The following is a 24,333-nucleotide window of genomic DNA, read 5'->3' on the forward strand; positions in this document are numbered from 1 at the left end:
GGGTCTTGCCGGCCGAGGCCATGGCGTCGCGCGGACGCATCGCCTGCTTGGTCTCGACGTCGACGATCAGCTTGTCGAAGTCGGTCCGCTGCTCGACACGGGTCGCCTCGACCTTGTAGGTGACCTTCAGCACGGGACTGTAGATGGAGTCGACCGGGATCCGGCCGATCTCCTGGCCGACCTGCTTGTTCTGCACGGCGGAGACGTAGCCGCGACCGCGCTCGACGGTCAGCTCCACCTCCAGTTTGCCCTTGCCGTTCAGCGTGGCCAGGACCAGGTCGGGGTTGTGCACCTCGACACCGGCCGGCGGCGCGATGTCGGCGGCGGTGACCAGACCCGGGCCCAGATGACGCAGGTACATCACTACCGGCTCGTCGTGCTCCGAGGAGACGACCAGCTGCTTGATGTTGAGGATCAGGTCGGTGACGTCCTCCTTGACCCCCGGCACGGTGGTGAACTCGTGCAGCACGCCGTCGACGCGGATCGACGTGACCGCCGCACCCGGGATCGAGGACAGCAGGGTCCGGCGCAGCGAGTTGCCGAGGGTGTATCCGAAACCCGGCTCCAACGGCTCGATCACGAACCGGGAACGGCACTCCTCCACGATCTCCTCGGTGAGGGACGGACGTTGAGCGATCAGCATGAGGTTGCCTCCAGTCTGCGGCACCCGCCATGTGGTGCCGGCCCCATCGGACGGCAGCCCGACGGCGGTAGGGCCAAGAGTAGGGGCGACGTGGGCCACCGGCCGTATCCCTCGCGCAGGAGACCAGTAGATGAGTGCCGGCAGAGAACAGTGCGTCACCCACCCGTCCGGGCGCGCCCCGACCATACCTGATGCGAAGTCGAGCAGGTCACGAGGCGTTGTCAGCGCGGCGACGACTCCAGGCGCCGGCACGGCCAGTCCCGGCGAACGAGGGAACGGAGCCTGCCCGCCGCGACCCCAAGCACCCCACCCGCCAGGCCCTCGGTGCCGCGCCACCGGGGCTGGCGGCAGGACCGCCCTAGCCGTCCTGTCCGACGACGAAAGTGACCGTCTCGGCGAGCGGGGCACGGTCGATGCGGTCGTGGCGTGCGGTCGGCGTCTCGAACCCGATGGACACGCCGCAGAACAGGACCAGTCCCGGTGGGGGCGACACGGCCTCCGCGACGGTCCGGCAGTACACCGACCACGCCATCTGCGGGCAGCTGTGCAGTCCCTCGGCACGCAGCAGCAGCATGACGGTCTGCAGGTACATGCCGACGTCGGCCCATTGGGCCGGTCCCATGTCGCGATCGATGTAGCAGAACAGGGCCGCAGGCGCACCGAAGCAGTCCCAGTTCGCGGCAACGGCCGCCGCACGCGACCGCCGGTCCTCGCGTGGGATTCCGAGCGCGGCGTAGCGCTGTTCCGCGGCGGCGGATCGGCGCTCCCGGTACGGAGACTTCAGTTCGCGCGGATACATCCGGTACTCCCGCTCGTCCCCGGGGTCGCCTGCGGCCACCCGCTCGGCGGCGCGCTGCTTCAGCTCCGCCAGCGGCGCGCCGGTCAGCACGTAGACGTGCCAGGGCTGGAGGTTCGCCCCGGACGGTGCCCGGGTTGCGGCGGACAGCACACGTTCCAGCGTTTCCCGGGGGATCGGCTCCCCACTGAACCGGCGCACCGCCCGCCGGCTCGCAACCGCTTCGTAGACGTCCAAGGCAAGCTCCCTGCATATCGACTTCGGCCCCGCCAGTCACCTGATGGCGAGACCCTCTACGGTGGTGACGTTCGGCGACGGGGAGAGGTGACCGGTGAGCGTGCACGACAACCTCGCGGAGGGCTTCGAGACGCACCGGAGCAGGTTGCGGGCGGTCGCGCAGCGCATGCTCGGCTCGCACGGCGAGGCCGAGGACGCCGTCCAGGAAGCCTGGCTGCGGCTGGCCCGGACCGAAGCCGAGACCGTGCGCAACCTGGGCGGCTGGCTCACGACGACGGTCTCCCGCATCTGCCTGGACATGCTGCGGGCCCGCGCGGCGCGACGGGAGGACCCGGCAGGCCACCCGGTGCCCGATGAGGGCCAGGACCTCGCTGGGAGTTGCCCGGAACGCGAGGCCGTGCTGGCGGACTCGGTGGGCCGCGCCCTTCTGGTGGTGCTGGACAGACTGGGACCCGCCGAGCGTGTCGCGTTCGTGCTGCACGACGTGTTCGGTGTGCCGTTCGACGAGATCGCTCCAGTCGTGGACCGCTCCCTCGCCGCCGCGAAGCAGCTCGCGAGCCGGGCCCGGCGCAAAGTGCGGGGCGCCCCAGCCGTCCCCGGACCGGAGCTTGCCCGGCAGCGGCTCGTGGTCGAGGCGTTCCTGTCGGCGGCACGAGCGGGCGATCTCGACGCGGTCCTCGCGGTGCTGGCGCCCGACGTCGTACGGCGTGCGGACCGCGCGGCTCTGGCAGCGGGCAGGCCGGTCGAGGCGCGCGGTGCGCGATCCGTGGCGGAGGAGATCGTCGTCTTCGGACGGCACGCGCACGTCGCGGAGCCGGTGCTCATCGACGGCGTCGTAGGGATCGCAATCGCGCCGTACGGACGACTGCGGCTCGCCCTTACGGTCACGACCGCCCGCACGCGGATCACCGGGTACGAACTCATCGCCGACCCGAACCGACTTCGGCGACTTGATCTGGCCGTCCTCGACGAGGCCCTCACCCCCGGCGGCTAACAGGCATCACTGCCTACGATGGTCGCCGAAACGGCATACACAGTGAGGGGAGCGCGCCATGCCCAGTGCCAGCTTCTTCTTTGACGCGGGATCAGGCACTGCCCTGTGGAGCATGACTGCACAGGACCGTGAGGAATGGGGGTACGCGATCGATCCGGCTCGATTGCCGATCAGTCAGACTCTCCGCGACGGGATAAACAGCCTGGTGGCACGGTACGACACGTCACTGAACTGGGACTACCCACCAGACCCGGGACCATGGCGTGAATCGGAGTGCCGTCAGTTCAACGAAGAGGTGAGCCAAATCCTCGACCGTCTCCGCGATGAACTCGGACCGACCTGGCAGATCTCCAACGCGTTCTTCGAACTCCACGAAGACCCGGACCTGGATCGCTACCTGACCAACCCCGCCAAGTTCCGCCGAACGAACCGCCGTTGAAGGCCAGGCAGCGGCAAGGACGGTGGACATCGCCTGCTCGCGCCAGCCGACTTCCCGGGCGAGGACGGTGACCTGGCGGGCGGCTTCGGCGACCAGCGGGGCCTGGGCGAGGCGAGGCGAGGACGGAACGCGACAGGCCGAGTCCTCGAACGCGGCGGGGCCGTCCTGCGCACCGTTCCGGCCAGGTACTGGCCAATGCTCCCCCGGACGCATACCGATGCGCGTGCCGCGCGTTGCACCTCTTGTCACAGCCGTGCCGAGCCCGTCGGGCATCCGTCGGGCTCGGCACGGCAGCCGTAGCGATACGGCCCCCGACAGAGAGGAAACCGCACACCGATGACTCACCACCGCGCCAGCCGCCCCGTCACCCGGGCCGCACTGGCAACCGCCCTCGCCGTCGCCCTCGGGACGGGCGCGGCACATGCCGCCAACGCGGCTCCGGTCCCCCCGTCCCGTGTCACCGCGCCCGCTCCGTCCGGGCAGGCCCGCCTCACCGCTTCCGACGGCGGCTGGAGTCAGGACGGCCTGCACCTCGACGCCGACGACAACCAGAAAGTCGACGCGTACCTGGTTCGGACGCGGCGGACGGAGCGGTCCATCAGTCCGCAGGTCCGCGCCGCCGCGCTGCTCAGCCATGCGCAGCTCGTCGGTTTCGACCAGCGGTTGAAGTCCGCTGATTCGCTGAAGCGGAAGGTCGCCACCACGATGCAGGAGGCGCCCGGCCAGAGCGTGGAGACCTCGCTCGCCGCCCTCAACGACGCGGTCCGCTACACGCTCCAGTGGCCCACCGGGCAGTACACCCACGGCGTCACCGTAGCCGCCGGCCTGCTCGCCTCTTGGGGCAACGACACCAACCGTTGGTCCAACACCTGGGGCCGCACCAAGGGTTACAAGGCCGTCAACTCCGGCTGGAATGCGCCCCGTTCGGGCCAACGCTTCGAGGTTCAGTTCCACACCCCGGAAAGCAAGGCCGCTCAGTTGGAGACCCACAAGATCTACGAGGAGCAGCGGCTGCCGGGCACTCCGCCGGAGCGCCGCCGCGAACTCCAGGCACAGCAGGACGCGATCTTCGCTGCCGTACCGGTCCCGGTCGGCGCGGTGGACCTGATCGCCCCGACCCGCCGGACCCCCGAGCCGGTACCCGCCCGCGCGGCAACCTCATGACCCTCCTCGCATGACCACGGCGACGGTCCGGTCGGCGGCCGGCAGAGGCTGACGGGCCGATCCGTCGCCCGCTCGGTCGTGCCCACCGGCTGTGGCGTGCCGGTCGGACGGGCCCTCGGGCCTCAGGTGGTCGACGCCGCCAGCCCTCACGACTTGTGGCCGCGCTGCGCCGGGTGGCCCTTGAGCAACGCGGGTGGGCTGCATACCTCGCTCGATGGGAAACGACGACCTTCCGACCCTTGAGCTTCCGCGCGGTCGGGCCCGACGACTCGGGTGATCGGTGACCTGTCTGCGGACCGATCGACGCCGGGAGCGGGCTCGTACGTCACCGTCCCCCGGGGGGTGGGCATCGGCCGCAGACGTCGCCGGCCCGGTGCCGGGTCCGGCGGTCGCTGCGGCAGGCGCCCGTCCCTCGGAGGACGGGACGCGTTCAGCCCTGCTTGGCGAGGGTCGGGACGAAGCGGGCCGCGTCGATCGTGCCGAGGCCGGTCGCCATGTCGTAGCCCTTCACCGCGGTGTAGCCGGTGACTCCCGCGTAGCTGTTGTTCGTGCCGTCCTTCACGTCGACCATCCCGGTGGACGGGTTCCGTGCGGGCTGCGCGGACAGCGTGTACAGCGCCTGGTGGATGTCACCCAGCCGGTGTCCGGCGACCTGGTCGGCCAGGGCCACGATGCCCGCGAAGAGCGGGCTGGCCCCGCTGGTGCCGACGTAGACGTCCCAGCCGACCCGCTTCGGGTTGAAGCTGGAGTACACCCATGCGCCGCCGTTCATCGCGGCGGACATCGAGACGTCGGGGGTGCCACGGCGGTCGCCGACCACCTGCTCGACCCCGTTCTGGTACGAGGGACGGGCGAAGACGTGGGACGAGCCGCCGCCGCTCGCGCCCTCGTCGTTGAAGACACTGTCCGGCCCGATGCGGTCACCCTTGGCATTCAAGTGCAGCTGGGTGCCGCCGACCGAGACGGCCAGCGGGTCGGAGGACGGCCAGGCATTGACCCGGTACGGGTAGTCGGCGTTGCCGTCCGCGGTGGTGTTGGTGGCTCCGCCGTCGCCGGAGGCGGCGAGGACGGTCACGTTGTGCCTGGCCGCGTCCTTGAAGGCGTACCGCAGGCTCTCGATGCTGGAGTAGTCACCGTTGCGGAAGCCGGGGAAGGTGTTCTCCGTCGCGCCGAAACTCTGGCTGATCACATCGCCCACACCGCGGTCGACGAGCGACTTCTCGGCGTCCATCATCTCCCGCAGGCCGGTGGTGCCGTCCCCGTTCTGGTTGGCCCCGGACTCCACCAGGACGATGTGCGCGTCCGGGGCGACGGCATGCGCCATCTCCACGTCGAGGGTGCTCTCGCCGGCCCAGCTGAGCTGGCCGGGGTTGGCGGGGTCGAAGGGTGGGACGTGACCCCACTTGACCACGTCGACGTGGGTGCTCTTCATGCCGAACCGGTTGCTGTAGACATCCAGATCGTGCTGGATGGTCGGCGAGCCGAAGGAATCGACGATCACGATCGTACGGCCCTTGCCGGTGACTCCCGCCTGGTAGAGCGGGTTCAGGTCGTACGCCTGCCGGTACTGGTTCGGGGTGTAGCACGAGATCTGCCACCTCGCCTGGCACTGCGCGGTGGTCAGCAAGTCGTGGGCCACGTTCTTCGGTTGCTCCCCGGCCACTGCCGGTACGACTTTGACTCCTGGTACCGAATGCGCGGGTGCGGCAACCGCGGAACCGGAAAACACGGGGGACATTATTGCGACATTGGCGAGGGCGGCGGCCCCGGCCGCTGCGGCCACGATGCGGCGCCGCGCACGAATTCTGCGCATGATCATTCCCCTTGCACGGTGAGACCCCCACTCGACAGATGCGGCGATCTCACCCCGAGGCCACGCGCAGAACAAGCACTTCCCCCTGTGTGGCTTCTCACCAATATCCTGCTTGTAACTTTTATCCGATTCGGGATGACCTGGCCTCACCGCCCCCGACCTGCGGAAGAGCCGCCGCCGGGCCTCGTCGACCGCGGGCGGCCATTAGCCCTCGCCCTCGTCCAGCAGCAGCGTGTCGTTGCTCACGCCGTGCACCACTCGCGCGCGGCGCTCGCACCGGACGGGGCTTCGACTCTCTCGCCGTCAGGGTCAGCCACCAGGGTCACGAAGCTGATTTCCTTCCCCCGATGTCGGCGAATAGCGCTGAAAGCGACTGAATACGCATGTCGACTTGCCGAGCACGGAAGCCGTTGCGGTTGACTCGGTGCATGTTCAGACTGGCCTTGGCCGCCGCGATCGCGCTGGCCGCAACGGTATTCACTATTTCGGCGATCCTCGTGTCGGCTTGGTGGTGGGTGGCCGCCGGGATCCTCCTGGCCATGGTGGCGCTCGGAGTCGGGGATGTGGCACAACGCAGGCATTCCGTGCTTCGGAACTATCCCCTGCTCGGACACCTGCGATATCTACTGGAAGTTATCCGGCCGGAGATGCAGCAATACTTCGTCGAGCGAAATTATGACGGCCGTCCATTTGATCGCGACATACGCAGCATCGTCTACCAACGAGCGAAGGGAACCGACGCGGAGGAACCATTCGGATCCGAGCGTGATCTCTACGAAAGCGGATACGAATTCCTCGTTCCTTCGCTGACTCCTTGCCCTATCCCGCAACAGCCCCCTACGGTCCGGATCGGCGGGCCTGACTGCACCCACCCCTACGACATGGCCTTGCTGAATGTCTCGGCGATGAGTTTCGGCTCACTCTCCGGCAATGCCATTTTGGCGCTCAACCGCGGGGCGGCGAAGGGCGGATTCGCGCATGATACCGGCGAGGGCGGAATTTCCGACTACCACCTGCGGTACGGGGGTGACCTCGTATGGGAGATCGGCACCGGTTACTTCGGTTGCCGCACGACCGACGGTGGCTTCGACGAAGCAGCGTTCGCCGACCAATCCGCCTACAGTCAGGTGAAATGCGTTTCGCTGAAACTGTCGCAGGGCGCAAAACCCGGTAGTGGTGGAGTCCTGCCCGGCCGCAAAGTGAACGCCGAAATCGCGCGGGCCCGAGGCGTCCCCGAGGGACAGACCATCTACTCTCCGCCCTATCACCGAGTGTTCAACACTCCCCGAGAACTGGTCCTCTTTGTCGCCCGCATGCGGGAGCTGGCCGACGGAAAACCGATCGGCCTCAAACTGTGCCTCGGCTCACGGCATCAGTTCCTCTCCGTATGCAAGGCCATGCTGGATGAATCCATCAACCCTGATTTCATCGTCGTCGACGGGGCCGAGGGCGGCACGGGCGCTGCCCCATTGGAATTCGCCGACAATTTGGGGACGCCGTTGACCGACGGACTCATCACCGTGCACAACGCCCTCGTGGGCACCGGGCTGCGGGATCGCATCAAGATCGGTGCCAGTGGCAAGGTCGCCACCGGAGCAGACATCATCAAACGCTTGCTACAGGGAGCGGACTACACCAATGCGGCACGCGCCATGATGTTCGCCATCGGGTGCATTCAGGCTCAGCGATGCCACACCAACACCTGCCCCGTCGGAGTGACAACCCAAGATCCGCTGCGCACGCGGGCCTTGAACGTCGCCGACAAATCCGAGCGCGTCTACCGCTATCAAAAGGCCACGGTGCGAAGCGCTCTCCAGATCATGGCCTCGATGGGAGTGCAGCACCCCCAGGAACTTCACCCTGACATGCTGCGCCGACGCCTCGACCCACACACCGTCCGCTCCTCAGCGAAGGCCGGTGACCGGGGTGTCCTGCCCCAGGCCCCGACGGATCGCGATCTCCACGGGTGAGTACGCGCCGTCGGCCCGCTCCAGTTCGTACGGCGCGGCCGGCATCAGCGGTGGCTGGGCCATGAAGCGCGGCCGCGTCCCATGGTGCGGTTGCGCCGCGTGCACCAGGAACGGATGGCACAGGAAGACGTCGCCCGGAGACCCGGTGGCGAGGGCGAGTGGCCGGTGGTCGGACGCCGCCACCAGATCGGGTGCCAGGGCCAGGCCGCTCGCCCCGTCCTCCCCGTACTCTTCCAGCACCTTCGGCACGTCGAGGTGTGAGCCGACCCGGATCCGGGTCGGGGCGTCCTCCTCTCCGACCTCGCTGAACAGGAACAGCATCAGCAACGCCCGGCCCCGGGAACGCAGATTGGTGAAGGACCAGCTCTCGCCCTCCGGCAGGTAGCTCCCCTCGACGTGCCAGCCCGCGTCGTCCGGCTCCTCCTCGTGCGGGAAACGCAACGGGAACGAACCCAGGGAGTAGCGCGGCTCCCAACGTCCCGCCCCGACGAGCAGGTCGTAAGCGCGGTGCAGGGACGGGGAGTTGGGCGCGGCGGCGAACGGCCCCTGCGCCAGGCCACCCACCCAGTGCACGGGCTGCGTCCACGTCGCGGGGTCGTCCGGGTCGCAGCCCGTCTCCCGCCACAACAACCGCGCGCAGTCCGCCGCCACGCGCGGTGCGACGGCGCCCTCCACCTTCACGAACCCGTCGCGGAGAAAGCGCGATACCAACGTCGTCTCGTCCATGCCCCCATTGTGCGGCGACGCCGGTCTCGAACACCCGGCACATTCCGCACCGCCCCTGTCGGGTGTGCAGCGATCCGACCACCCGCCGGACGTGCCGTCCGAGAAGCGGGTGGTGGCGTCGTGACGCGGTCGCGCACCGGGCCGGTGGCGCCGCCGCGGTTGCCGACGCGGCCCCGGCTCCCTTACGTCCCGGAGAGCGTCACGACGCCGGTTTGAGTACGACCCGGCCCACGAGGTCGGTGCTGTTCTCCAGCAGCGCGTGTGCCCGGTCGGCCTGGGACAGGGGATAGCGTGCGGCGATCCGGATGCCGATCAGCCCCTGGGCCAGAAGATCCAGGACCTCAAGGGCATCTCGATGGCGGGCACCGCGCACACCGACGACGGTCATCTCCAAGCGGGTGAGATCGTTCATCGTGAGCGGCAGGTGTCCGCCCGTGCGCTGGTTGCCGGCCGCCGGACAGATCGTGCCGCCCAACCGCAAGGCGTCGACCGCCAGTCGGAAGAGGTCCGCATCACCGGTGAAGTCGACGGCGTGATCGAACCCGGTCCCGGCGGTCCAGTCCCGTAGTTCGGCCGCAGCCGCAGCCCGATCGGCAGTGATCACCACGTGGTCCGCGCCCATCTCCTTCAGGAGACCGGCCTTGTCGGCATGCCGGGTCGTCACGGTGACCCGGGCGCCGGCCATGCGGGCCAGGCGAACGGTGGCTTCCCCCATCCCCCCGGACGCGCCGCACACCAACACGGTTTCGCCGAGCCGCACGCGCAACCGGTCCAGAACGATGCGGTGCGAGGTCGCATACGGCCAGAGCAGCACCGCCGCCTGCTCCAGGTCGACGTGTTTCGGCAGCGGCAGCCAGAGCCGCTGATCACGCACCAGGTATTGCGCGTACGAGCCGAGACCGGCGTGCCCGGGCACGTCTACTCCGGTCGACAGGTTGCCCAGGCCACGGTAGGTCTGCGACGCGTACGGATTCTCCGGGTGCACCACACCGACGACGGGATCCCCCCGCCGGAACCCGGCTACCGCCTCTCCCACCGCCACGACGGTGCCCGCGGCCTCGCGGCCGAGTTGCTGTGGCATCGGCAGCGCGCGCCGGCCGGGCAGTCGCTCCCCGGTCAGTTGCCCCGAGCGGTACTTCAGGTCCCATCCCGAGACCGAGGCGGTGTCGACGGCGACCATGACATCGCGGGGGCCCAGTGGCGGGAGCGGATAGTCGGCGTGGACCAACTGCTCGGGTCCGCCGTGTTCGAAGACCCGAACCGCCTTCGTGGTGGTGGGCAACTGGCTGTCAGTGGTCATGAGCGAACCTTTCCGATGTGGAGACCGGCCGGTACTCGGTCTGGGGGCGGTTCTGCGCGAAACCGCTCGGACGCGTCGGCTGCGCGGTCGGCGCCGCGGGAGGCTCAGGAGTCCTTCGGCGGAATCACGGGCACGAGCAGGTACGAGGGGTACCGGCCGCCGGTGTGCACCGTGTTGGTTCCCGTGAAGGGAGCCCGATCGGCGGGATCGTTGTGCAGGAACCGGGTGGGATCGGTGCGGTCGGCGGCCTGGATCACCAGCCCCAGTCGGTGGCCCGCCACGAAGACCCTGCTGGTGGGCAGGATTTCGACCGCCGCCTCGACCGGGACCCCGGCCGCCAGCGGGCTGCGGGTGTCGTGGCGGTGCACCGGACGGTAGGGCTCCGACCGGGTCTCGTCGAGCTCGCGGTGCGAGACCCGCAGCCAGCCCTTCACCACCGGGCCGCGGTTCCCGATGCCCGAGGCGTCCTCGAAGGTCACCTCCTTGCCCTCGGCGTCGATGTCGATCAGCGTGACGAACAGGTCCATGTCCTCGGTGTCCGCGCTGACCCACACGTGCAGCGCGGACGGGCCGGTGAGTTCGACGTCCTCGGTGAACGGGGCGGTGAACAGCGTGACGCCCCCTTCGGGCGCCGGGTAGTCCACGCGGGCCTCGGTGCCGGGCGCCTCGGCGTCCAGAGAGCCGCGCTCGGCGTCCAGGTACAGGCGGGTCCATGCGGTGCGCGCGATCGGCCATTCGGACTCGGCACGCACGAAGGAGCCGCGCGGGTCGCGGATGGTCAGGCGCACCGGCGGCTCGTCCTGCCAGGCCGTCTCGTCGCCGGCCACGAAGCGGTCCAGGAAGCGCTTCTGGTAGAGCCGGCCCTCCTCGGTGTAGAAGGGCGTGAAGTGGTTGCCGTCGTGGATCTCCAGCCACTTGTGCTCGGAGCCGGCGCCGAGGTAGCCCTCGACGTTGCCGCGCAGGTGCAGTGGGTAGCTGGTCCAGTTGCCCGACGACAGCACCGGAACGGTGATCTTCGAGAGGTCGACCTCACGGGCCCGGTAGTACGCCTTCAGCAGCGCGTGCTCGCGGAACTCGGCCGGCAGCTCGGCGTTGCCCTCCACGGCACGCTTCGGGTTGGGCGCGCCGGCGGGCAGGGCGCTCTGGTTGCCGGTGATCTGACGGGTCCACCACTCGTCGGTGAACAGGTTGCTCAGGATGCCGCCGTGGTGCGACCAGTCGCGGTAGATGTCGACCGCGCCCTCCCACGGCACGATCGCGGCCAGGTGCGGCGGTTGCAGCGCCGCGACGTGCCACTGTCCGATGGCGTAGTAGGAGATGCCCAGCAGGCCCACCTTGCCGGTGCTCCACTCCTGCACGCCGGCCCACTCGATCGCGTCGTGGTAGTCCTCCCATTCGGTGGGCGAGAACAGCGCCATCCTCCCCTCGGAGCGCCCGGTGCCGCGCTGGTCGACCCGGACCACGGCGTAGCCGCGGGGCACCCACCACTCGGGGTTCGGCGTCTCCCAGGTCATGTGGGGGCCGTGCTCGTCGATCAGGCCGTAGGCGTGCGCGTTGAAGTCGGCGAAGTGAATGTCCTTGCCGTACGGGCCGTGCACCATCAGGACCGGATGCGGGCCTGGCTCCGCCGGACGGAACACGTCGGCGCGGAGCACGGTGCCGTCCCGGGTGGGGACCGGCACGTCCTTCTCGATCGTCATCTCGGCTGCTGTGGACACCGGGGCCTCCTCGGTCTTGCGAGAATCTCAACTACTTTATAAAGTACTTTACATCCACTGGGAGCGCAACGAGGAGAACCGCCATGACCGGCATCACCCATCTGCGCAGCATCGACATCGCGGCCACCGACCCCGCGACGCTGTTGCCCTTCTACGAGCGGACCTGGGGTCTCGAACGGGTCCCCGACCCGACCGCCCCGGCCGGGGGGATCGCCCTGCGGGCCCGCGGCGCCGAACACCACGTGCTGCGGCTGGTTCCGGGCGCCGGGCGCGCACTCGAGCGGATCGCGCTCGGCGCGGCGACGCCCGCCGACGTCGACCGGGTCGCGGCCAAGGTCCGCGCGGCCGGCGCGGTCGTGCTCACCGGGCCGGGCGTGCGGGCCGACGGCGGCTACACGGTCGAGTTCACCGATCCGGAGGGCCGCGTGCTCGAAGTCGGCGCCGGCCTCCCGGACCACCGCGAACCCGCGGGCCGGGCCTTCGGCCCGGACCGGCTCAGCCACGTCGTGCTCAACTCACCGGACCTGGACGCCGCCAAGGCCTTCTACACCGACGTGCTGGGCTTCACGGTCTCCGACACCTACGAGAACGACCTGATGGTCTTCCTGCGCTGCAACTCCCAGCACCACTGCGTGGTCCTGGCGCCGGGCGAGTGGGCCACGCTGAACCACGTCGCCTTCGAGGTCCGCGACACCGACGAGGTGATGCGCTCGCTCGGCCGGATGCGCGCGGCCGGATTCGACACCATCTGGGGCCCCGGCCGCCACGGACCGGGCGGGAACGTCTTCTGCTACTTCCAGGATCCGGACGGCAACGTCATCGAGTACACCTCGGACCTGGTCGAGGTCGGCCCCGACTGGCAGGCGCAGGTCTGGCCGCGCACCCAGGAGAACGCCGACGTGTGGGGCACCAGCGGCGGCATCACCCCCGCCGTCGCCCGCGCGATGGCCAACCCCCCGACGGGAGCGCAGCGATGAAGGCGATCGTGATCGACCGGTTCGGCCCGCCCGAGGTGCTGCGCACCACGTGGCTGCCCGATCCCGAGCCCGGCCCCGGCGAGGTACGCGTGCGGGTCGGCGCGGCGACGGTCGCCCGCACGAAGGACGTCGCCGTGCGGGCCGGCAGGCCTCCCTTCGCCGAGCAGGTCCGCACCTTCCCGCACGTGCTCGGCACCGAGCACGCCGGCCTCGTCGACGCGGTCGGCGAGGGGGTCGACACCGCCCTGCTCGGCGCCCGGGTCGCGGTCTCATCGGCGCTGACCTGCGGGCACTGCCGGTACTGCGCGCAGGGCCGCGAGGAGGCCTGCCCCGAATTCCGCCTGCTCGGCATCCACCGCCCCGGGAGCTACGCCGAGTTCACCGTCGTACCCGCGGTGAACGTCCAGGTGATTCCGGACGGGATCACCCTGGCCCAGGCGGCCTCACTGGCCGTCAACGGCGTCGTCGCCGCGGCGCAGCTGGCCGCAGGCGGCGTCGGGCCGGACACGACGGTGCTGGTGCTCGGGGCCGGCGGCGCGCTCGGCTCGACCGTCGCCGCGCTGGCCGCCTCCCGCGGCAGCCGGGTGATCACGGTCGGACGGGACCCGGGCCGGCTGGCGGGCCTTCCGCTGGCCGCGGCGATCGACTCCGGCACGGACGACCTGACCGGGCGGCTCCGGTCCGCCGCCGGTGACGACGGAATCGACTGCGTCATCGACAACCTCGGAATCCCGGCACTGTGGGACGCCTACCTGCCCGCGCTGGCGCGAGCCGCGGTGGTCGTCGTCTCCGGCTCGATCACCGATGACCCGGTGCCGCTGCGGTTCCGGCAGCTGTACCTCCACAGCCACGCGATCGTCGGCGTGCGCACCGCCAACCGGACGCACCGCGATAACCTCTGGACCGAGGTGTCCGCCGGGTTCCGGCCGCCGGAGGACTTCGTCCACCCCACCCCCTGGGACCAGGCCGTCGACGCCCACGCCCGGATCGAGGCCGGACGCTCCGGCGGCCAGATCGTGCTCGAGTTCCCGGGGGTCGCCGAAAGGCCGCGCCGATGACCCAGAGAGGCCCCGTGTCCCGCGAAGAACCGCACCCCGTCGCACCCCGCACCCGCACCGCGTTCCTGGTCCGGCTGCTGTCGAACACACTCAGCCAACAGGTGGAACGCGCCCTGAAACCGCTGTCGCTGACCCAGGCCCAGCTCGCGGCTCTGGCCCAGCTCACCTTCAGCGAAGAGGGATGGCTGTCGGGCGCCGAGCTGGGCCGGCGGGCCGGGGTCACAGCGCAGGCCATGTCCGGCGCGATCACCGACCTGGAGCGACGCGGCCTGGTGCGCCGCAGCCCGCATCCCACGCAGGGGCGCATCCAACGGGTACACCTCACCGAGGACGGAGCGCAGCTGCTCGACCGGGCACAGCAACTGACCGAGCCCGTCGACGCCCGCGCGCTGGCGCTGCTCACCGAATCCGAGCGCGAGCAATTTCGCAGCCTGCTGCTGCGTGTCATGACCGGCTCCGGGTGCGCACTCACGGCGGAACACGTGCCGGGCGAATGAACTCCGGCGGCCGGAAGGCCGTCCGAGCCCTGTCCGACTCATTGATCCTGTGGCAGGTCGAGGCGAGTTGACGGACGCGGCACGGGTGCGGACCCAGCCCCTGGTGCCGCGGGTGGACGGGAGCGGCCGTCCGTGGCGTGATCGCCGGCGTGCCGCGGCACCGCGGCATCGCCGCCACGGTCCCCAAGCGACGCGACCGGACGGCCCTCCCCCGCCGCGGGCGCCTCGGCGGACGTCCACCCGCCTTCGACGAGGAGGCCCGCCGCGACCGCAACGTGGCCGAACGATGCTTCGTCGCCCGCCTCAGGCAGTTCCCTCGAACCGAAGGTTCGTGGGTTCTCGTCGGCCGGTCCGCTGCTCGTTCACGACACCCCTTTCCGCCCCCCCTGGCCCCGCCCCCGCCGTAGGTTCCATCCCCGCCACGGGCCCGGTGGAACGTGCCTGTCCGGCAGCCAGTCATGCGCGCGGGGTGCGTGCCTCGATCCGGTGGTCGAAGGCTACGCCGCCGGCGCCGACCTGGGTCACCCCGCCGTCGACGGTGAGGACGGCTCCGTTGACGTAGGACGCGGCGGGCGACAGCAGCCAGTCGATCGCCTCGGCGACCTCCTGCGGATCTCCCGGGCGCCTGGCGGGATTCAGCCGGTTCGCCTCCTCGTAGCCCGCCTCGACGCCGCCCGCCAGCCCCGCCTCCGCCGCGAACCGCGCCATCCGCTGGTCGGCCATCTCCGTACGCACCCAGCCCGGGCACACCGCGTTGGCCCGCAGCCCCTGCGGCCCGTAGTCGACGGCGAGGGAACGGCACAGGTGGAGCAGAGCCGCCTTGGACGTCGCGTAGGCGGCGTTGCCGACGCTGTTGCGCAGCGCGGCGACCGAGGCGACCGCGACCACTGCGCCGCGGGCCGCCAGCAGATGCGGCAGCGCGGCACGCAGCAGCAGGAACGGGCCGGTGAGGTTGGTCCGTATCAGTTCTTCCCAGTCCTCGACCGTGGTGTCGCCGACCGCGCCGCCCCGCCCGATTCCGGCGTTGAGCACCACACCGTCGAGTCGCCCGTAGGCCGTCACCGTCGTCTCGACCAGCTCGCGCACGGCCTCGGGGTCGGCGGCGTCGGAAGGGTGCGCCAGCGCTCCGGTCTCCTCGGCCACCCGGCGCAGTGGCTCGGGCCGCCGCCCGGAGATCACGACCTCGTGCCCGGCCGCGCGCAGCAGCCGGGCGGTGGCCGCCCCGATTCCCGTTCCCCCGCCCGTCACCAGGACAACACGCTGTTCAGACATGGTCGTTCGCCTCCGAAGGTGGTCAGCTTCCGGTCCCGTGCACTGCGAGCATACGAAGCGTCGACTCCGGCGGACGGACCGGGCACCGCTGCGGCCGTCGCCGTCGACCAGGCACCGCTGCGGCTCGACGCCGACCTGGGCGCCGAACTCGCCGAGTCAGCGGTTGTTGATGGGGCTCAGCAGCGAGGCGGCCGCGGCGACGAAGGCCACGGACGCTTCCTTGGCCGCATGCCGCCGGGCGTCCAGCTCGGCGCGGTCGGTGGCCTTGCGCAGCGCGTACGCGGCATCTGCGGCCTGTTGGACGGGGCCGGCCAGCTCAGGGAGCAGGGCCTGAAGGCGGATGTGGGGCACGGTGATCGCCGCCGGGGTGTCGTGGGACTCGTCTGGGCCTCCAACTGATGCTCGGTGCCTGCCTCAGTCAGGGCCAGGCGCTCCCGGTGGAAGATCGCCGAGCGGTGCGCGTCCAGGGCGGCCGCGAAGTCGGTGACGGCGCCGAGCTGGTCCTGGCGGTGGCTGTCGGCGCGCTGCTCGACGCGTGCAGCGCGTGCCGAACGGTGCTGGAGGAGTCCGGCGGTCAGGGCGCCGGCGAGGGTACCGAGTACGGCAACGATCGAAGGCCATATGGACATCAGGTGTGGGGTCCTCGCGGGTGGCGGGTTGGGTGGCGAGGTCGGCGGACAGTGCGGTACACAGCGGCGGATTCGGTGAAGCCGTGATCACTTGTTCCTGGGCCGACCCGCATACGAGACAGCCGGGAACACGTACCGGCCGCTTCCAGACCTCGGCAACACGGTTCTTGTACCCGTCAGGGCGACCGATTGCGCAGTCAGATGACGAGGGCGCCGCCGGCCGGGCCAGCCCAAGGGGCGCCACTCGGGCCGGCGGGCAAGGACGGCCGCGACGGCCGAACCTGCTCCCCGGAGCACCGACACCAGGTCCCACCCGACAGCCCCGAAGCGTTGGTGTGCTGCCGTGATAGCGCGCCCGCGTCGCCGACCCCCCGGCCGTCAACATCGAAGCTGGCAGTCCTCCACTCGGAGCGACGCCGCACGTAGCGCGGATCGCAAATCGGCCCCCGCCAGGTGGTGAAAGGCCGATCACTACGCCCCGGGCCCGCCAAGGCGTACCGTTCTGAGTGCCTAGGTCAGAACGGAGTTTCAGTATGGCCCACCCTGACAAGCTCCCGCCCGGTCTCTCGACCGGCGAACGTATTCGTCTCCTCCGCGAGTCTCGCGGCATGACCCGAGCCGTACTTGCCGGACTCTGTGGACGAGGCGTCGACTGGCTCAAGAAGATCGAAACGGGTGACCGTGAACTCAGGTCTCACACACTGGTGCTGCGGCTCGCAGCGGCACTGCAAGTATCGGATCTGTCCGTGATCACCGGAGACTCCTCCGACGTGACCCAACCCGTGCCGCTTGGCCGCCTCTCCCACCCTGCCATGCCAGCCATTTGGGCGGCGGTCATGCGACGGCCGCTCGCTCCGGAAGCCACCGCCGAACCGATCGACGTGTCGGTTCTTCAGGGCCAAGTCGATCAGACCTGGCGGCTCTGGCACACATCACCGCGCCAGCGCACCGAAGTTGGCGCGCTGCTCCCGAAGCTGATCAGTGACGCGGAAGCGGCAGCGCAATCCGCCGACGGGGCGGGCCGCCGCCGGGCTCTCGTCGCGCTGTCGGATGTCTACCGGCTCGTCGGGCAGGCAACCGCTTACGTGGCGCCGCCCGAACTCGCGTGGGTTGTAGCTGACCGCGCGTTGACAGCGGCGCAGAACGCAGACGACCCGGCCGCGATCGCTGCGGCGGCATGGAACATGGGCAACATCCTGCGCGAAACCGCGTACCCGGACGAGGCCCTGCGGGTAGTCGCCGAGGCAGCCGGGCTCATCCGGCAGCACCTCGAGGGGGCACCGGAGGACTGGCGGGGGATTTACGGTGCCCTGCAACTGCACGCGGCGGTGACCGCCGCGCGGGACGGTCGCGACGGGGAGGCGTGGCGGTACTGGGATGCAGGGGACCAGGTTGCCAAGTCCTTGCCTGCCGCGTACGTGCACCCGAGCACGGTGTTCGGGCGGGCGAACGTGGACTTCCACGGAGTTTCGGTGGCCACGGACCTACGCAAGGCCGGCCAAGCACTGAGCAGGGCCGACGACATCGACCCGGATGTCATGCCCTCGGTCGAACGGCGCTCGCGGCTCTGGGTGGAAGTGGCCCGCGGGCACCTCCAACGTGGCGACCGCACAGCGGCTCTACACGTCATGGGAGTCGCCTGCAAAATCAGTCAGGAAACCGTCGCCTACACCCCGTCAGCGCGCGGGGTCGCAGCAGATCTCTGGCGCAAGGCGCCGCGTGCATTCCGCGACGAGGCCGCCCAACTCGCCCAAGCCGTCGGTGTCACCGCCTCCTAGGACAGCTCGCCGCAGGGGGACACTTTGTCCCCCTGCCCGCCACCCAAACGCCCTACGGTCACCGTCAGTTATCGATCTATCACGGTAGGAGATCGCGATGGCGGCTGTCAGCGGTTGGCATGCCTCACCCCGTCGAGGGGCACCAACCTCAAGCACCAGCGACACCGGGGAAGTACGTGTGCCGCTGGCGCTGTACCGGGTCGACCAGCACCAGGGGGACGTCGACTTGGTGTTGTCACGCAGCGAAGCGGAAGAACTGCGCGATGCCCTCACCGAGCACCTCGTCGTCTCCGCCTTGCTCAAGGACGCGTCATGAGCATCGGCCGCTCCATCCCGATGGCGGCACAAGACGCCATCGACACCACCACCATCAGCGAGACGATCCGCCAGGCGCTCCGCTTCGGGTCGATCAGGCCGAGCCGGGACGAACTCGCGGCCACGGACGAGGCGTTGCGAGGTCACGTCGCGCTGCTCCTCGCCGAGGCCCGCCAGACCACCGTCCCCCAACCACCGGACCGTCACCGCCTCGACGGGATCGAGAAGCGCCTCGCCATCCCCTTGGGCACAGGCATGCTGTCCACGGACGCCGAGGTGCATCAGCGCGCCCGGGACTGCCAGTGGCTGTTGGCCCATTTCACCGCCGGCCGCGGCGAGTACGGGCCCCGCAACGGATCGGATCCCGCTACGCCTACCGCGGGGAGGCGGGCGTGAGGTTCCGACAGTGCACCGCGCGCCACCCGTGGCCCGCCCCGCATCGACCCCCGAGCCTGCCAAGGTGGGCCCGGTGCGACGGCCGCCACCAGCACAAGGGCGGCCACCGCACCCGGCTCCCCGAGTTCGGCCTCGAACTGCGATGGGCGGGGCGATGACGACGACCAACGAACCCCCGTACGGCGTGATGGCGGGAACCATCGGCGAAGACCTGATCACCGTCCACGAACTCGTCTGGGTCGCCGGCAAGCAGCGCCCGAAGTGCGGCGACGGCGCCCCGGACGACCAGGTCGAGGAGTGGTTCCGGCGAGTCAACTGCCCCTACTGCCTCGACGACGAACAGGCCCCCACCGCCTGACCTCACAGACTCCCGGCGCACGGCTCGCTGGGCGCGCTCTCCTCACCGCCACACCCAGGGCTTCCCTCATTTCTCCCCGCGATGGCAGACAAGGAGCGCAACGCCCGCCCGAACTCGGCCCCGCACCGGGCGGGCGCGCCCCTCTCCCCTACCCCACCGCTCGGGCACAGAAATAGCCCAACCCACCCCCGACGACGAGCAGTTCTTCAACTCCGTCCGTTCCCTCGGAGTGGCCACCAACGCCGCCCGGGACGAGAGCCTGCCGCCCGCGGCCCGCGAGGTGCTGAACGACCTCGCCACGGAACAGGCCGCGAACATCTCCCACACCCACGGCACCAGCGGAGGGACTCAATGACCACGACGAGGGACCAGTTCACCGACCCGGACGGCCGCAGGATCGGAGCCCTCGCCCTCTTCCGCAACACCGCCGGCCACCCCCTGACGCTCCGCAAGCGCGACCGCTACGAACTCCCGTGGTGCCGGCCTGCCCAGCGGGTGCGCCGTCGGCGATGAGTCGGCCCTCGCGGCGCTGCGCCGCGAGGTGCTGGAGGAGACCGGACTGCACGCCACCCCCGGTCTGCTTTGGAAGGCGCAACCCGTCCCCCCCACGTGCCCTGAGAAGTCCTAACAGAAATGGTTGATCGTGTGACTGCGACTTCTTCGTTTGTCTGGTCTCGGGGAAGCGTTGGTTGGCCGTCTAGTGCGCCAGGGTGGAGGGTCACGCCGTGTCCTGTGCTGTGTTGCCGGACGTCCGACCGTCCGCTCCGCAAAATATTCGTTGCTTCATCACATTCGCCAACACCGCCGCTCTATACGGGATTTGGCATTCATATCCGCTACATCGGGATCAATCGCCCGCTTCAGGGTGCACCCTCTGCCCTCTCGCGCCGCGAACGCCTGTGAAACGCGAGACGGTAGTTCTTTGATGTGAAACGAGTCACTTGACGTGGCTCAGGTGTCAGCATTCACTTCTGCCGCGGTCGAAGACCCATTCGACGGCCTGTCACTGGGGAACAGCCCTTCCTCGCGATGGAGGTACGGATGAAGTTCGTTCGTCTCGTGAAGCGGATGCGCAGCGACAAGAGCCTCAAGGCGTACGCGTGGTACGGCTGGATCTAACCGGCCCACGCCCGTAGAGGACGGTGGTGGGCCGGGCGTGACGGCCCGCCACCGGCCGCGTTCCCGGAGGTTCCCGATGCCTCAGCGACCGACCGCCGGCCGTGGTGACCGGCAGGTGCGCTTCGCCCCCAGGATCGACGCACTGCTCAGCCGGCACACCGGCCAGGACCTGTTCCGACTGGAGCCCACCACGATCGGCGTCGCGGGCGCCGACACGATGGACGCCTTGCTCCGCAGCCGGCCGGCCAACGCCGAAGAGCGCCCGACCTTCAAACCGGTCCTCGGCCGGCACGTCAGCCGGGCCGACGCGGCCACCTACATGCAGGCCGTCGCGGCGGACGTGCGGAAAGCGCTCCAGTGCCCCTTGGAGACATCGGTCGACCTGACCGGCCCGTGGCCGCAGGTGCCGCACGCCTACCTCCGGGACCTCGTCTTCGGACGGGAACTCCTGCGCTTCAGGGTCCTGGTCGACCGCAGGCTGGAGCTCACCCCGAAACTGACCTGGTCCGCCGTCACGTCGGCGGCCGCCCTGCTGCGCCGCCCCGACAGCACGGAACCCCTCTCGAAACTCGCCACCCTCGTCCTCGGCGCCACCGGCTTCCCCGACCGCCGGTACGCCATGTACCTCTACCGACGAGTGGCCGCACCCATCTGCTTCACCGTGGCCGCACTGGTCACCAACGCGGTCTGGCTGGGCGCGCCGTTCGACGACGACGTACCGAACCGGCACCTGATCGCCGAGGCGCTCCGACTGCTACCGCCGTCCTGGAACATCCTCCGGGTGGCCGCACCCGAATTCACCGCGCTGGACGCCCGGATCGGACCGGCGGACGACGTCCTGCTGCTGCCCCTCCTGAGCCATCGCGACCCCGCGCTGTGGGAGGACCCGGACGCCTTCCGCCCCGAGCGGTGGGCGGGCCTGGACCCTGACGACCACCCCGGCTATCTGCCGTTCGGCCATGCCAACGAACGCTGCTGGGGTCGTCACATGGTGCTGCCGCTCGCCGAACGGCTCCTCGACCTGGTGCGCCGGGACGGCCTCACGGTGCACCCCGCTCAGACCGTCGGCCGGGTCGAACTCGATGGCCTCATGGAAGTCGCAGACGTCCAGGTGGCCCGCGGATGACACGGCTGCTGACCTGGTTGGCCGCAGACGACCCGGCGCAGCACTGCTTAGGACTGGAATCAGAATGACGTCCCCGAGGCTCGGGAATGACGGTGCGTCAGTTCGCGTTGATACGGCCCGGAGGGGGTGATTGCGACCGAGACTCGTGGTGGGCACAAGCCGCGGGAGGTTGGCGATGGGCTGTGGGAGCGTATCGAACCGCTGTTGCCGGTGATTGAGCGGCGCTTGCGGTCCCCGGTGCGTCGTCGGCTCGATGACCGGCGGGTTCCGTGCGGCCTCCTGTTCGTGCTCTCCACCGGTATACCTTGGCGCTACCTCCCGCAGGAACTCGGCTTCGGCTCCGGGATGACCTGTTGGAGGCGACTGCGGGATGGGAACGAGGCCGGCGTCCGGCAGCGCCTGCACGAGATGCTGCTAGCCGAACAGCGGGCGGCCGGCATACGGGATCCGTCCCGGGCGTCGGTCGACTCAAGCCATCTGCGGGCGATGAAAGGTGGTGCGGCCACGGGCCCTGCCCCGGTGGACCGGGGCAAGACCGGCAGCAACCACCACGTGATCGTCGAGGCCCACGGCATCCCGCTGGCCGCCACGCTGACCGGCGGCAACCGCAACGACGTGACCCAGCTGATCCCACTGGTCCGAGCCGTCCCGCCGATCCGAGGCAAAGGCGGCCAACCACTGCGCCGCCCGAAGCGCCTCCACGCCGACCGCGGCTACGACCACGAGAGCCACCGCGACCAGATCCGACGGTTCGAAGTCACCCCACACATCGCTCGACGCGGCACCGAACACGGCTCCGGGCTCGGCGTATACCGCTGGGTCGTGGAAGGCGCCATCGCACTACTGCACTGGTTCCGCCGCCTACGCATCCGCTGGGAGGTCCGCGACGACATCCACCAGGCCTTCATTACACTCGGCTGTACCGTCATCTGCTGGCGACGGCTGAGGACCCCGCTCTGATTCCAGGCCGAAGTAGGGTGGAATCCCATGTCGCGAACGCGCCAAGCTCAAGGAGGCGGAATGCTCGCTAACCCGTCGGCGCTGGCGGCTGGGAGGCGTCATTCGGTCGGACGGCGCCGGGATGGATCCGTTCTCGCCGTGGGCAATACCGCAGCCGGTGAATGTCGTGTGGAGCGATGGGAAGACGTCGTCGCGGTGGCAGCTGCCAACGTCCATACCGCGAGGAACACGGGCAGGTCTCATTCGGTGGGACTCCGGTCGGACGGCACCGTGCTGGCAACGGGGTGGAATGGCGATGGGCAATGTGATGTCGCCGGATGGCGAGGCGTCACGGCCGTGGCCGCAGGTTGGCGCCGCACGCTCGGGCTACTCGCGAATGGCCGCGTGCTAGCAGTTGGCCGGAGTTCGGAAGGACAGTGTGACGTGCAGTCCTGGCGCGAGATGGTCGTCCTCTCGTGTGGTGACTGGCACTCGGTCGGCGTTCGGTCGGACGGTTCTGCACTGGCCGCGGGGAACAACCGACGACGGCAGTGTGCTGTTGAAGGGTGGCGTGACCTAGCCGCCATTGCGGCCGGGTCTCTCCATACCGTCGGCCTCAGAGCCGACGGGCGTGCAGTAGCGACCGGAAACCGGGCAACCGGGGCGTGCGAGGTCGATGAGTGGGAAGACGTGGTGGCGCTCGGCGCGGGCAGCTACCACACCGTCGGGGTCACCGAGTCCGGACGGGTCCTCGCAACGGGAGACAACAGCTACGGACAGTGCGAAGTCGGCGACTGGCGCGACATTGTCGCCGTGGCGGCCGGTTCAACGCACACCCTCGGCCTGCGTGCCAACGGCACAGTCGTGACGGCAGGGAACAATGCCGACGGACAGTGCGAAGTCGATGCCTGGTCCGGAGTCCAACTTCCATAGACCCGAGGCCGCGCCAATACGAACTGACATTCCGTCACCCTCAGGCTCCAAAGACCTCATTCTGATTCCAGTCCTTAGAGGTCCTAACAAAGAGGTCGGACGTGTCTGTAGGTGATGAGACATGTAGCGAGTCCGAGGAAGTCTGCATGGATGTCGTCGCGTCGTTCCCATCGGATGGGCAGGCGACGGTAGCCGTGCGGCCAGGAGATGGTTCGTTCGACGACGTACCGGAAGATGCCCAGGCCGGAGCCGTGTGGCTGGCCTCGCCTCGCGATTACGGGGCGGACGCCGCGCTGTCGCAGCAGGCGCCGGTACGTGTCGTGGCCGCGGTCGCGGTCGGCGAGCAGAGCGTCGGGCCGGTGCCGGCCGGCACCGGCGACAGCGACAGCGACAGCGACAGCGACAGCGACAGCGACAGCGACAGCGGGGATCTTGTCGAGCAGGGGCAGGAGTTGGGTGGCGTCGTTGCGGTTGCCGCCGGTCAGCGACACCGCAAGGGGAATGCCCTGGGCGTCGGTGATGACGTGGTGCTTGCCGCGCGGCCGTGCGCGATCGACCGGACTGGGACCGCTTTTGGGCCGCTTCGGGCCGCCCGCGCACGGGAGGAGTCGATCACCGCCCGGGACCAGTCCAGGTTCCCGGCCGACCGCAGGTTCTTCAGCAGCAGCACATGCAGTTGGTCCCACACCCCGGCCTCGTTCCACGCGGCCAGCCGGCGCCAGCAGGTCATGCCCGAACCGAAGCCCAGCTCCTGCGGCAGGAACTCACACTGGATGCCGGTGTGCAGCACGAACAAGATCCCGCACAACGCCTGCCGGTCCGGCACCCTTGGCCGCCCCTCGACCAGCTTCGGCCCCGGTTTGGGCAGCAACGGCTCGATCAGCACCCACAGTTCATCCGACACGCCCCACGGCCGCGACTGACGTTTCCCCACGACCAGACCACGACCGGAGAAGCCAGCAATCACATGACCAACCACTTCTGCCAGGACCTCTAAAACCCCGACTCCCGTCCGACTGACTGGCCGACCGGCCGAGTCCAGCGGATGGGCGCCTGGCCCCTGACGGCCGCCGGGCCACTCCGCACGCTGCTCCCCGTGATGCGCGGGACGTGCGGAGCATGAGTCGCCCGGAACC

General features: G+C 69.7%; 26 protein-coding genes and 1 pseudogene. 18 read left to right on the forward strand and 9 right to left on the reverse strand.

Annotated elements, in window-relative coordinates; genetic code table 11:
- Together ABD385_RS37260 and ABD385_RS37265 are read right to left on the reverse strand one after the other, a co-directional pair.
- Positions 1-643, reverse strand: a 643-nt coding sequence (locus ABD385_RS37260) for a DNA-directed RNA polymerase subunit alpha (protein ID WP_344584213.1), incomplete at its 3' end; no start/stop codon positions are given.
- 358 nt (positions 644-1,001) lie between these two features.
- The gene (locus ABD385_RS37265; protein ID WP_344584215.1) at positions 1,002-1,676 is read right to left on the reverse strand and encodes a nitroreductase; all 675 of its coding nucleotides are present in this window, start codon (positions 1,674-1,676) and stop codon (positions 1,002-1,004) included.
- A gap of 94 nt (positions 1,677-1,770) precedes the next feature.
- Between ABD385_RS37265 and ABD385_RS37270 the strand changes: the two genes are divergently transcribed.
- From ABD385_RS37270 to ABD385_RS37280, 3 genes are all read left to right on the forward strand, one after another.
- Positions 1,771-2,670, forward strand: coding sequence for a sigma-70 family RNA polymerase sigma factor (locus ABD385_RS37270; RefSeq protein ID WP_344584216.1), 900 nt, complete (start codon positions 1,771-1,773; stop codon positions 2,668-2,670).
- A gap of 58 nt (positions 2,671-2,728) precedes the next feature.
- On the forward strand, positions 2,729-3,109 hold the full coding sequence (locus tag ABD385_RS37275; RefSeq protein WP_344584218.1) for a hypothetical protein: 381 nt from the start codon (positions 2,729-2,731) through the stop codon (positions 3,107-3,109).
- A 336-nt stretch (positions 3,110-3,445) separates the two neighbouring features.
- Positions 3,446-4,273: an ATP nucleotide 3'-pyrophosphokinase gene (locus ABD385_RS37280; protein WP_344584220.1), complete on the forward strand. Its 828-nt coding sequence runs from the start codon at positions 3,446-3,448 to the stop codon at positions 4,271-4,273.
- A gap of 430 nt (positions 4,274-4,703) precedes the next feature.
- Here the strand turns inward: ABD385_RS37280 and ABD385_RS37285 are convergent, their stop codons facing one another.
- Positions 4,704-6,086 carry a S53 family peptidase gene (locus ABD385_RS37285; RefSeq protein ID WP_425585568.1) on the reverse strand — a complete coding sequence of 461 codons (1,383 nt, stop codon included), beginning with the start codon at positions 6,084-6,086 and terminating at the stop codon, positions 4,704-4,706.
- A gap of 428 nt (positions 6,087-6,514) precedes the next feature.
- Here ABD385_RS37285 and ABD385_RS37290 point away from each other — a divergent pair, with 428 nt between their 5' ends.
- Entirely contained in the window at positions 6,515-8,056 is a 1,542-nt protein-coding gene (locus tag ABD385_RS37290) for an FMN-binding glutamate synthase family protein (protein ID WP_344584223.1), read from the forward strand.
- Here the strand turns inward: ABD385_RS37290 and ABD385_RS37295 are convergent.
- From ABD385_RS37295 to ABD385_RS37305, 3 genes are all read right to left on the reverse strand, one after another.
- The gene (locus ABD385_RS37295) at positions 7,991-8,782 is read right to left on the reverse strand and encodes a phytanoyl-CoA dioxygenase family protein (RefSeq protein WP_344584225.1); all 792 of its coding nucleotides are present in this window, start codon (positions 8,780-8,782) and stop codon (positions 7,991-7,993) included. The genes ABD385_RS37290 and ABD385_RS37295 overlap by 66 nt on opposite strands.
- A 199-nt stretch (positions 8,783-8,981) precedes the next feature.
- Positions 8,982-10,064 (reverse strand): quinone oxidoreductase family protein, encoded by a 1,083-nt coding sequence (locus ABD385_RS37300; protein ID WP_344584227.1) that lies wholly within the window; start codon positions 10,062-10,064, stop codon positions 8,982-8,984.
- A 122-nt stretch (positions 10,065-10,186) separates the two neighbouring features.
- Positions 10,187-11,800: a CocE/NonD family hydrolase gene (locus ABD385_RS37305; protein ID WP_344584229.1), complete on the reverse strand. Its 1,614-nt coding sequence runs from the start codon at positions 11,798-11,800 to the stop codon at positions 10,187-10,189.
- An 83-nt stretch (positions 11,801-11,883) separates the two neighbouring features.
- On the opposite strand from ABD385_RS37305, the gene ABD385_RS37310 reads away from it, so the two are divergent.
- Genes ABD385_RS37310 through ABD385_RS37320 form a run of 3 tightly spaced genes read left to right on the forward strand, consistent with a single transcriptional unit; the run spans position 11,884 to position 14,332 of the window.
- Positions 11,884-12,777: a VOC family protein gene (locus ABD385_RS37310; RefSeq protein ID WP_344584230.1), complete on the forward strand. Its 894-nt coding sequence runs from the start codon at positions 11,884-11,886 to the stop codon at positions 12,775-12,777.
- Positions 12,774-13,835 carry an alcohol dehydrogenase catalytic domain-containing protein gene (locus ABD385_RS37315; RefSeq protein WP_344584231.1) on the forward strand — a complete coding sequence of 354 codons (1,062 nt, stop codon included), beginning with the start codon at positions 12,774-12,776 and terminating at the stop codon, positions 13,833-13,835. Before ABD385_RS37310 ends, ABD385_RS37315 begins: the two co-directional genes overlap by 4 nt.
- Before the next feature lie 14 nt (positions 13,836-13,849).
- A complete protein-coding gene (locus ABD385_RS37320) occupies positions 13,850-14,332 on the forward strand; it encodes a MarR family winged helix-turn-helix transcriptional regulator (protein ID WP_344584233.1) in 483 nt (160 codons plus the stop codon).
- 456 nt (positions 14,333-14,788) lie between these two features.
- Here ABD385_RS37320 and ABD385_RS37330 read toward each other — a convergent pair whose 3' ends face one another.
- Positions 14,789-15,604 (reverse strand): SDR family NAD(P)-dependent oxidoreductase, encoded by an 816-nt coding sequence (locus tag ABD385_RS37330; protein ID WP_344584235.1) that lies wholly within the window; start codon positions 15,602-15,604, stop codon positions 14,789-14,791.
- Positions 15,605-15,760: 156 nt separating this feature from the next.
- The gene (locus tag ABD385_RS37335; protein ID WP_344584237.1) at positions 15,761-15,955 is read right to left on the reverse strand and encodes a hypothetical protein; all 195 of its coding nucleotides are present in this window, start codon (positions 15,953-15,955) and stop codon (positions 15,761-15,763) included.
- Between the two features lie 811 nt (positions 15,956-16,766).
- On the opposite strand from ABD385_RS37335, the gene ABD385_RS37340 reads away from it, so the two are divergent.
- From ABD385_RS37340 to ABD385_RS37390, 11 genes and pseudogenes are all read left to right on the forward strand, one after another.
- Positions 16,767-18,011, forward strand: a complete 1,245-nt coding sequence (locus tag ABD385_RS37340; RefSeq protein WP_344584239.1) for a helix-turn-helix domain-containing protein — start codon at positions 16,767-16,769, stop codon at positions 18,009-18,011.
- Between the two features lie 178 nt (positions 18,012-18,189).
- On the forward strand, positions 18,190-18,327 hold the full coding sequence (locus ABD385_RS37345) for a hypothetical protein (protein ID WP_344584241.1): 138 nt from the start codon (positions 18,190-18,192) through the stop codon (positions 18,325-18,327).
- A complete protein-coding gene (locus ABD385_RS37350) occupies positions 18,324-18,722 on the forward strand; it encodes a DUF6415 family natural product biosynthesis protein (RefSeq protein ID WP_344584243.1) in 399 nt (132 codons plus the stop codon). Before ABD385_RS37345 ends, ABD385_RS37350 begins: the two co-directional genes overlap by 4 nt.
- Positions 18,723-18,876: 154 nt before the next feature.
- On the forward strand, positions 18,877-19,080 hold the full coding sequence (locus ABD385_RS37355; protein WP_344584245.1) for a hypothetical protein: 204 nt from the start codon (positions 18,877-18,879) through the stop codon (positions 19,078-19,080).
- Between the two features lie 229 nt (positions 19,081-19,309).
- Complete coding sequence (locus tag ABD385_RS37360; RefSeq protein ID WP_344584247.1) at positions 19,310-19,435, forward strand: hypothetical protein; 126 nt, start codon at positions 19,310-19,312, stop codon at positions 19,433-19,435.
- On the forward strand, positions 19,432-19,593 hold the full coding sequence (locus ABD385_RS37365; protein ID WP_344584249.1) for a hypothetical protein: 162 nt from the start codon (positions 19,432-19,434) through the stop codon (positions 19,591-19,593). The genes ABD385_RS37360 and ABD385_RS37365 overlap by 4 nt, the downstream gene beginning before the upstream one ends.
- Before the next feature lie 516 nt (positions 19,594-20,109).
- Positions 20,110-20,199 (forward strand): tryptorubin family RiPP precursor, encoded by a 90-nt coding sequence (locus ABD385_RS37370; RefSeq protein WP_020930389.1) that lies wholly within the window; start codon positions 20,110-20,112, stop codon positions 20,197-20,199.
- Between the two features lie 76 nt (positions 20,200-20,275).
- Positions 20,276-21,325, forward strand: coding sequence for a cytochrome P450 (locus tag ABD385_RS37375; RefSeq protein ID WP_344584255.1), 1,050 nt, complete (start codon positions 20,276-20,278; stop codon positions 21,323-21,325).
- Positions 21,326-21,454: 129 nt separating this feature from the next.
- Complete coding sequence (locus tag ABD385_RS37380; RefSeq protein ID WP_344584282.1) at positions 21,455-22,285, forward strand: IS5 family transposase; 831 nt, start codon at positions 21,455-21,457, stop codon at positions 22,283-22,285.
- 60 nt (positions 22,286-22,345) lie between these two features.
- A pseudogene (locus ABD385_RS37385) lies at positions 22,346-22,690 on the forward strand (chromosome condensation regulator); the annotation flags it as partial.
- Between the two features lie 18 nt (positions 22,691-22,708).
- The gene (locus ABD385_RS37390; RefSeq protein WP_344584284.1) at positions 22,709-23,197 is read left to right on the forward strand and encodes an RCC1 domain-containing protein; all 489 of its coding nucleotides are present in this window, start codon (positions 22,709-22,711) and stop codon (positions 23,195-23,197) included.
- A gap of 83 nt (positions 23,198-23,280) precedes the next feature.
- Here ABD385_RS37390 and ABD385_RS37395 read toward each other — a convergent pair.
- Positions 23,281-24,131, reverse strand: a protein-coding gene (locus tag ABD385_RS37395) for an IS5 family transposase (protein ID WP_425585570.1) whose coding sequence is annotated in 2 segments (ribosomal slippage) — positions 23,281-23,768 and positions 23,768-24,131 — 852 coding nt in all. Because the reading frame shifts where the segments join, the coding sequence is not laid out codon by codon here.
- Positions 24,132-24,333: the final 202 nt, after the last annotated feature.

Origin of the sequence: Streptomyces lunalinharesii (genome assembly GCF_039532155.1) — a bacterium.
GTDB lineage: Bacteria > Actinomycetota > Actinomycetes > Streptomycetales > Streptomycetaceae > Streptomyces > Streptomyces lunalinharesii.